The organism is Hymenobacter sp. IS2118 (assembly GCF_000715495.1).
In the GTDB taxonomy this organism is placed as follows: Bacteria; Bacteroidota; Bacteroidia; order Cytophagales; family Hymenobacteraceae; genus Hymenobacter.
In genome coordinates, this window is record NZ_JNLX01000088.1 from 1 (window position 1) to 8,440 (window position 8,440).

Genomic DNA, 8,440 nt, shown 5'->3' on the forward strand with positions numbered 1-8,440 from the left:
CTTGTCCTTACCCACATCTTTGAAAAGCGCCGGCCAACAGGTCGGCGCTTTTTTGTGGGTTCTTGCGGGGCCGGCTTAGTAGCTTGCGAGATGAGTATTTCGACGCATTTCTGCGACCCGCAGCTGTGGGCGCAGACGCATTTTGGGGGCACGGTGTTGGGCGATGCCCGCCGCAGCCGACGGGTGGTGCAGTTGGCCGCCGGTTGGGCCCGGCAGCCGGGGGCCACCATTCCGCAGTTGGGGACCGGCCAGGCGGGGGCCAGTAAAGCGGCGTATCGCTTGCTGGGCGGTGCAAGGGCCACGCCCGAGGCGCTGCAGGGGGCGCATCAGGCCGTGGTTCGCCAAGCGCTACAGGAGCCGGGCACCTACCTGCTGGTCGAAGACACGAGCGAACTGAGCTGGCCCGAAGCCGACGAGCGCCGGCCCGGCCTGGGGCCGGTCGGGCCGGGCAAGGCCACGAGCCAGGGCGTACTGCTGCACTCGTTGGTGGCCGCCGGCTGGCCGGTGCAGGACCCCGACCCGGCCGCCAAACGGCCCGCCCTGCCGCTGCTGGGCCTGTTGGACCAGCAGTTTCACGTCCGTCAACCGGTGCCGGAGGCCGAAAAAGACCATCTCCACGGCGGCTCGCGCCTGCGCCAGGGCCGGGTCCGCGAATCGGCGCTCTGGTCCCGGAGCTTGCGCAACGTGGGCAGCCCGCCACCGGACGCGCGCTGGGTGGTGGTGGCCGACCGCGGGGCCGACATCTACGAGCACCTGCAGCAGTGCCGGGCCCAGGGCCTGGGCTTCGTGGTGCGCGCCGCCCAGGACCGGGCCCTGGTGGCCGGCGCCGACAAAGCGCCCGCCGGGCGGCTCTTCGCCGTGGCGCGGGCCCAGCCCTCGGCGGGCCAGTTGACCCTGGCCTTGCGTGGCCGGCCGGGCCAGCCGGCCCGCGAAGTGCTGCTCCAGGTCAGTTTCAGCCCCCCGCTGGCCCTGCGTGCGCCCCAGCGACCGGGCGCGGCGACGGGCAAAGGGGACCCGGTTCCCTGCGCCCTGGTACGGGTCTGGGAAGCCGCCCAAGTCGGGGACACAGGCCCGGCCACGCCCGCCCTGGAATGGCTGCTGCTCTGCGACCAACCCATCACGGATTTTGCCCAGGCCCACGCCTGCGCCCGGCAGTACGTGAGCCGCTGGCTCATCGAGGACTTTCACAAAGCCCTGAAAACGGGCCTGGGGGCCGAAAAGCTCCAGCTCCAAACCGCTGACCGTCTTTTTGCCGCCGTCGCCCTGCTCAGCGTGGTCGCATTGGCGCTAGTGGATATGCGCGAAAAAAGTCGCCTCCAACCCGACTTGCCGGCGACGGCAGCGGGGCTGGAAGCGACTTTTTTACAGGTCCTCACGCTGCGCAGTTCACGACCCGTGCAGACTGTGCGCGACGTGTATTATGCCTTGGCTGGCCTGGGCGGCCACCTGGGCCGCAAAGGCGACGGACCACCTGGCTGGCAAACCCTCTGGCGCGGCCTGATGAGCCTGCGCTTACTCGTCGAAGGCGTCCGGCTCGCCACTCAACTCAACCAGCCCTAAGATGTGGGTAAGGACAAGCTGCATCGATGCAGCCGGGCTTTTCTGTGTGCTAACCAAGTAGAATACTACTTCACTTTGAGCTGGCAAATCACGGTCGTGCCGCCTTTCACTTTCTGGCCCAACTCTACTTTCACTTCGGTATCCATCGGCACGAAAACATCCACGCGGGAGCCGAATTTGATGAAGCCGAACTCCTCACCCTGCGTTACTTCGTCGCCCTCATTCACGTACCACACGATGCGGCGGGCCATGGCGCCGGCAATCTGCCGGAAGAGCACCAGCGGGCCGGCATCGCTTTCGACTACCACCGTGGTGCGCTCGTTTTGAGTGCTACTTTTGGGGTGCCAGGCCACCAGGTAGTTGCCGGGGTGGTATTTGAAGTATTTCACCAGGCCTGAAATCGGATTGCGCGTGATGTGCACGTTGATAGGCGACATGAAAATGCTGATTTGCTTGCGCTCATCCTCGAAATACTCGGGCTCGAATACGTTTTCGATTACCACCACCTTGCCGTCGGCGGGTGCCAGCAGCAAATCCTCGTGGGTGAACAGGTGCCGGAAGGGACTGCGGAAGAATTGCAGAATCAGCAAAAAGACAATAACCGTGGCCCCGGCAAACAGCCGATTGACCAAATCGCCACCTTTATTTAAATTGAATATCAGCAGATTAAGCGCCAGTAGTACTAGCAGCGTAACGAACAGAATGCGTCTTCCTTCTTTGTGGATTTTCATAATCACTGATTTTCGCTGATTGACTTTGATTTCGCTGATTTATGCGGCATCAATCGGCGCACAACGACCTTACGGTATTTTTTGCCTAGTGGGACAAATTACGGTCAAAAACAGAAATAGCACCGGCCAAGTGGCCCGTGCCATTTCTGTTTTTGTCTGTACAGCTTAATTTACACTTAGCCGGAGCCACAAGATAATCAGCTAAATCAAACTAATCAGCGAAAATCCGCGATTCTAGAAGCCGCCGCGGAACTTGTAGGTCTGGGCTACTTTATCGATGGCCACGACGTAGGCCGCGATGCGCATCGGCACATTGTATTTCTGGCTGGTCTGGTACACCTTCTCGAAGGCGTCATTCATGATGCGGTCGGCACGGTCGGTCACCATGTCCAGGCTCCATTTGAAGCCCTGCTTGTTCTGCACCCACTCGAAGTAGGAAACCGTAACGCCGCCGGAATTGGCCAGGATGTCGGGCACCACCATAATGCCTTTGTCATTGATAATGGAGTCGGCCGAGGCCGACGTAGGGCCGTTGGCACCTTCCACAATCAGCTTGGCTTTGATTTTATGCGCGTTGTGCTCGGTAATAACGTCCTCCACGGCAGCTGGCACCAGCACGTCCACGTCGGAAGTCAGCAGGTCGTCGGCATCCATGGGCGTGGCGCCGGTGAAGCCTTCGAGGCGGCCGTTGTGCGCGTTTTTGTACGCCACCGCCTCGTCGATATTAATGCCGTTATCGTTCCAGTAAGCCCCGGAAATATCGGATACGCCTTTGATTTTCACCCCCTCGGCGTGCAACAGAATAGCAGCCCAGGAGCCCACGTTGCCGAAGCCCTGAATGGCAGCGGAAACTTCCGTTGGCTTCAGTCCCAGCTTTTTGAGGGCGGCCAGGGCCGACACCATCACGCCGCGGCCAGTGGCTTCGGTGCGGCCCAGCGAGCCGCCCATCACCAACGGTTTGCCCGTAACCACGGCCGGCGAGGTCATGCCGTTGGTTTTGGAAAACTCGTCCATCAGCCACGCCATTTCGCGGGGGCCGGTGCCCATGTCGGGAGCCGGAATGTCGCGGTCGGGACCGAAAATGTCTTTCAGGGCCAAGGTGTAGCCGCGGGTCATGCGCTCAATTTCGCCGGCGCTCATCGTGGTGGGGTCGCAGATGATACCGCCTTTGGCGCCGCCGTAAGGAATGTCAACCACGGCGCACTTCCAGGTCATCCAGGCAGCCAGGGCTTTCACCTCGTCGAGGTGCACGTTTTTGTCGTAGCGAATGCCGCCCTTGCTCGGGCCCAGAATGGTGTTGTGAATCACACGGTAGCCTTCGAAAACGCGGATGTGGCCGTCGTCCATCGTCACCGGAATGTTGACGATAACCTGCTTGTCGGCCACTTTCAGCACGTTGTACGTGGCATCATCGAGCCCGAGGATATCGGCCGCGATATTGAAGCGCGACATCATGGATTCCAGGGGATTTTCGCGGTCCAGAATCGGGGCTGGTTCTTTGTACACGGTGTGGTGAGCTGCCATTCGGATGGGGGTGGGAAAGTGTTGGGTGGGAGTGTGCCGGAGGTTTAGGGCCGCAAAGGTACGTTGATTAGCTGCTAGGTTTTAGCCATCAGCTATTGGCATTTACACCAAAAAAAAGCCGATAACTAATTAGCCAGCAATTGCAGCAGCGCCAGCACCGGCAGCACCAGCAGAAACGCATCGAAGCGGTCGAGTAATCCGCCGTGGCCGGGCATGAACGTGCCCGAATCCTTCACGCCCACGCTGCGCTTGAGCATGGACTCGGCCAGGTCGCCGATGGGGCCGAACACGGCCACCACGCCGGCCGCCACCAGGAGGTGCGCCAGCGGCACATCGGGCAGCATAAACGTCAGGGCCCAGCCCACGACCAGTGTGAGCGCAAAGCCACCGGCCCAGCCCTCCCAGGTTTTACCGGGCGAGATGCTGGGGGCCAGCTTGCGCTTGCCAAAGGTTCTGCCGGCCGCGTAAGCGCCAATATCGGAAGCCCAGACAAGGAAGAGTAGGGCGAAAATGCGGCGATAGTCGTAGCCCTCGGGCCCAGAGGCCACCGCGTTGAGGAAGCACATGGGCAAGCTCACGTAGAACAGTCCGCCGAGCGTTGCGCTGATATTGGCAAATGGGCTGCCGTTGTTGGGCCACGCCGTGATTTCCTTCAGCACCAGCCCCACCAGCAGCAGGGCGGCCACCACCAGCCACGCGTAAGCCGAACTTCCGGCGCTCATAAACCAAAGGGAAGCAGGCAGAGGCGTTGCCTGCGGCAAGGCCGACAGGGGTGGGTAAATGGTCCAGCCCTGTGGCTGACCGGAGAATTGAGCGTATTGCTGATGGCCGTGAGTTACATAATATACCAAGCCAAAAATCACTAAACTAGCCCCCACTCCCATCCATTTCGCTGGCTTGGTTCCGCCTGCCCGCATCATGCGATAAAATTCCAGCAGCATTTTTACCTGCACCGCCGCGAAAAACAAAGCAAAGCTCCAGGCGCTGAACCATACGCTGCCCAGCAGCATGGCGGCTCCGATGGAGGCGTAGATGGCCCGCTGGCCCAGGTCGCTGGGCCCGGACTTTTTACCGGTGGCGTCGGGTAAGGCGGGGGTAATCGGAGGCGTAGCGTCGGGCAAATCGGAAGGAATGTAGAGGCGTAAGCTTGCGTCTCTGCGTTGGAAATAGTAGTAGAATAACGCCGGCTTGGTCGTTTCGGATTGCCGTTCAACGACGCGACGTAAAGATGCGCCGCTACGCCGTTCGTTTCACGCCGTCGTGGCTGAGGGTGAGCATTTGGGTGGGCGGGGCCGGGGCCGTCATGTGCCGGTACAGGAAGTAGAGCAGGCCGGCCGAGAGCAGCGCCGACGGCACCACCAGCGTCCAGGGCAGCGCCTCAGTCGAGTCGGGGTCGAAGCCCCAGCCGAACAGGCCGCGCTGGGTGAGGTATACAATAAGAAGCTGGAAGGCGTTCTGGGCAAAGTGCGCGGCCATGGAAACCAGAATATTACCGCTCCAGAGGTACAGATACCCCAGCACCAACCCGAGCACAAAGCGCGGCACAAACCCAAAAAACTGCATGTGAATGGCCGAGAAAATGGCCGCTCCCAGCCACACGCCCACGTGCGGCGAAAACCAGCGCACCAGGTTTTTCTGAATTACGCCCCGAAACGCCAGTTCCTCGGCCACAGCCGGCACCACGGCCACCACCACCACGCCCACCAGAAACCGCGTGGTCGTGTTGAAGCGGGTGAGGAACTTGGTGAGGCCCTGGGCCCGGTCTTCACTGGCGCGCGCCCATACCTCAAAATCATGCAGAAAAGCCGGAAAACGCGCGTCGGCGTTCCAGGCCACGATGCTGGACATGAAGGGCAGAATCACCACAATGAGCACGGCCACGGCCAGCAGCCACCACGCCGCCCCCAGCCGGCGCGCATTGAAATACTCGGCCCAGCCATAGCCCATGGCCGATGCCAGCAGCAGCGAGCCCCCCGCAAAAGCCGAAAACAGCAGCACGCCTTGCGCCATCATCAGGATGCTCCAGCCCTGCGGGGAAGTCATGGGAGCAGTCATCACCTGTTGCACTTCCGGCAGGGAAAGGCCGTAGCCTTGCAGCGCTACTCCGAAAATAATGGCGTAGCCCAGGCAGGCCCCAACCACCATCAGCACCACAAGCATCAATATCTGGAGGCCGGGGTGCAAGGTGCGCGGCAGGAAACCTTTCATGGACGAGGACTAGTTGGGTAGGACGTAAATTTGACCACAGATTTAACAGATTTTAGCGGATTTAACGGATTTTTTGTGGTTCCGCTTCTTCCCGCTCGTCTGTTATGGCGCTGCAAATGACGTTAAATCTATCAGAACCCGTAATTATTCCGGGTCACTTCCTAAGTCCGCCTACTAAGACGGAACCCCAAATAATCTGTTAAATCCGCTAAAATCTGTTAAATCTGTGGTCAACATCGGTCCCAATATTACCCTGCCCGACTTCCCGCTCCTGCTCGCGCCCATGGAGGACGTGAGTGACCCGCCCTTTCGCGCGGTGTGCAAGGCCAATGGGGCCGACTTGATGTACACCGAATTTATTTCGTCGGAAGGACTGATTCGGGCGGCAGCCAAGAGCCGCAAGAAGCTGGATATTTTCGACTACGAGCGGCCCATCGGCATCCAGCTGTTTGGGTCGGATGTGGAAACGATGGGCGAATGCGCGGCCATCAGCACCGAAGTGGGGCCCGATTTGATTGACATTAACTACGGCTGCCCGGTGAAGCAGGTGGCTTGCCGCGGCGCCGGCGCGGCCCTACTCCAGGACATCCCCAAAATGGTGGAGATGACGGCCGCCGTTATCCGCAACACCCACCTGCCCGTGACCGTGAAAACCCGCCTGGGCTGGGACGAGGGCACCAAAAACGTGGAAGAAGTGGCCGAGCGCCTGCAGGACATCGGCATTGCGGCCCTCACCGTGCACGGCCGCACCCGCGCCCAGCTCTACAAAGGCGAGGCCGACTGGCGCCTCATTGCCAAAATCAAGGACAACCCACGCATTCACATTCCCATCTTCGGCAACGGCGACATCACCTCGCCCGAGAAAGCGTTGGAGTACAAAAACCGCTACGGCGTGGACGGCGTGATGGTGGGCCGCGCCAGCATCGGCTACCCCTGGATTTTCCGCGAAATCAAGCACTACGTGGCCACTGGCCAGCTGCTGGCCCCGCCCACCCTGGAAGAGCGGGTGGCTATGTGCCAGATGCACTTCGACAAAAGCGTGGAGTGGAAAGGTCCGAAAGTGGGCATCTTTGAGATGCGCCGCCACTACGCCCACTACTTCCGCGGCCTGGAAGGTGCCAAGTCCTGGCGCACCAGCCTGGTAAATGCCGAAACCCCCAACGTGGTGTACGGCATCCTGCAGGAAATCGCTGCCAGCGAAGCGGTGCTGGTCAACGGGTAGTTGTACAATCGCGCCCAGGCGCCAACCTCACCCCCTAACCCTGGGATTTTGCCTCCCGGCCGCGAGCACCTCATCCCCTAACCCCTTCTCCTCAGGAAGAAGGGGGACTAGTTTTTAGCGCTAAACACAAAGCTAAAAATCTAGAACTACAGCTAGTTCCCCTTCTCCCTGAGGAGAAGGGGCTAGGGGATGAGGTGCCTGCGGCCGAGCACGCTTGAATAACTAACCACGAACTAAGTGATTCCGATTTACGACCAAAAGTCCCGCCTCAAAATTCTGGTGGCCGTCATGGCCTTGCTGATTGGGGCGGCTACCGTGGTGTACACCAATTTGCTGGTGCAGCGGGTATCGGAACGGGAGCAGCAGCAGATTCAGCTGTATGCCAAAGCCCAGGAATTCATTATCAACTCTGAGCAGGACTCGAACACCTTGTTCGTTTTCAGCGAGATAGTGAATGCCAACGCCACTATTCCGGTGATTCTCAGCGACGGAACCAATGCCATTGCGGCCAAAAACATTACTATTCCGGCCCACTTGTCGGAGGCCGATTCGGTGCGGCTAATGCAGAGCGAGTTGCTGCTCATGAAGCAGCAGCACCCGCCCATCGTGGTGAAGTTCGGGGCCGGGCAGGTGAACTACATCTACTACCGCGACTCGGTGCTGCTGCAGCAGCTGCGCACCTACCCGCTGGTGCAGCTCGTCGTGATTGGCTGCCTGGGCATCATTGCCTATTTCGCGTTCAGCTCGTCGCGCCGGGCCGAGCAAAACCGCGTGTGGGTGGGCTTGGCCAAAGAAACCGCCCACCAGCTGGGCACGCCGCTCAGCAGCCTGGTGGGCTGGCAGAACTACCTGCGCGACTCCGACCGCTTCAAGGACGAGCCCATTGTGGAAGAGTTGGGCAAGGACATCCGGCGCCTGGAAATCATCACCGAGCGGTTCTCCAACATCGGCTCGGTGCCCGTGCTGAAGGATGAAAACCTGTACCGCACCACCCGCAACGCCATCGAATACCTGCAAAGCCGGGTCTCCAAAAAGGTGGTTTTCACCATCGAATCGGACCTGCCGCTCGATACGCCCGCCCGCATCAACGTGCCGCTCTTCGATTGGGTCATCGAAAACATCTGCAAAAACGCCGTGGACGCCATGAACGGGCGCGGCTCCATCACGCTGCACCTGCGGCGGGTGCGCACCCGCC

General features: G+C 60.4%; 7 protein-coding genes. 3 read left to right on the top strand and 4 right to left on the bottom strand.

Annotated features, from left to right (window positions below; all coding sequences use genetic code 11):
* The first annotated feature begins 90 nt into the window (after nt 1–90).
* On the top strand, nt 91–1,560 hold the full coding sequence (locus GM79_RS08075; protein ID WP_035561809.1) for an IS4 family transposase: 1,470 nt from the start codon (nt 91–93) through the stop codon (nt 1,558–1,560).
* Between the two features lie 65 nt (nt 1,561–1,625).
* Here the strand turns inward: GM79_RS08075 and GM79_RS08080 are convergent, their stop codons facing one another.
* From GM79_RS08080 to GM79_RS08095, 4 genes are all read right to left on the bottom strand, one after another.
* Entirely contained in the window at nt 1,626–2,291 is a 666-nt protein-coding gene (locus GM79_RS08080) for a phosphatidylserine decarboxylase family protein (RefSeq protein ID WP_035562005.1), read from the bottom strand.
* A gap of 234 nt (nt 2,292–2,525) precedes the next feature.
* Nucleotides 2,526–3,815: a Glu/Leu/Phe/Val family dehydrogenase gene (locus GM79_RS08085; protein WP_035562009.1), complete on the bottom strand. Its 1,290-nt coding sequence runs from the start codon at nt 3,813–3,815 to the stop codon at nt 2,526–2,528.
* A gap of 125 nt (nt 3,816–3,940) precedes the next feature.
* Nucleotides 3,941–4,936, bottom strand: coding sequence for a phosphatidate cytidylyltransferase (locus GM79_RS22840; protein WP_051718657.1), 996 nt, complete (start codon nt 4,934–4,936; stop codon nt 3,941–3,943).
* A gap of 115 nt (nt 4,937–5,051) precedes the next feature.
* Nucleotides 5,052–6,023 (bottom strand): CPBP family intramembrane glutamic endopeptidase, encoded by a 972-nt coding sequence (locus GM79_RS08095; RefSeq protein WP_051718658.1) that lies wholly within the window; start codon nt 6,021–6,023, stop codon nt 5,052–5,054.
* Between the two features lie 226 nt (nt 6,024–6,249).
* On the opposite strand from GM79_RS08095, the gene dusB reads away from it, so the two are divergent.
* Both dusB and GM79_RS08105 read left to right on the top strand, forming a co-directional pair.
* Nucleotides 6,250–7,245, top strand: a complete 996-nt coding sequence (gene dusB, locus GM79_RS08100; RefSeq protein ID WP_035562011.1) for a tRNA dihydrouridine synthase DusB — start codon at nt 6,250–6,252, stop codon at nt 7,243–7,245.
* Nucleotides 7,246–7,482: 237 nt separating this feature from the next.
* Nucleotides 7,483–8,440: HAMP domain-containing histidine kinase (locus tag GM79_RS08105; RefSeq protein WP_035562014.1), on the top strand; the 958-nt coding region annotated here is incomplete at its 3' end.

Excerpts from the sequence above, each read along its gene's own strand:
- GM79_RS08075 (WP_035561809.1), top strand. The coding sequence starts at position 91 with ATGAGTATTTCGACGCATTTCTGCGACCCGCAGCTGTGGGCGCAGACG.
- GM79_RS08080 (WP_035562005.1), bottom strand. The coding sequence starts at position 2,291 with ATGAAAATCCACAAAGAAGGAAGACGCATTCTGTTCGTTACGCTGCTA.
- GM79_RS08085 (WP_035562009.1), bottom strand. The coding sequence starts at position 3,815 with ATGGCAGCTCACCACACCGTGTACAAAGAACCAGCCCCGATTCTGGAC.
- GM79_RS08095 (WP_051718658.1), bottom strand. The coding sequence starts at position 6,023 with ATGAAAGGTTTCCTGCCGCGCACCTTGCACCCCGGCCTCCAGATATTG.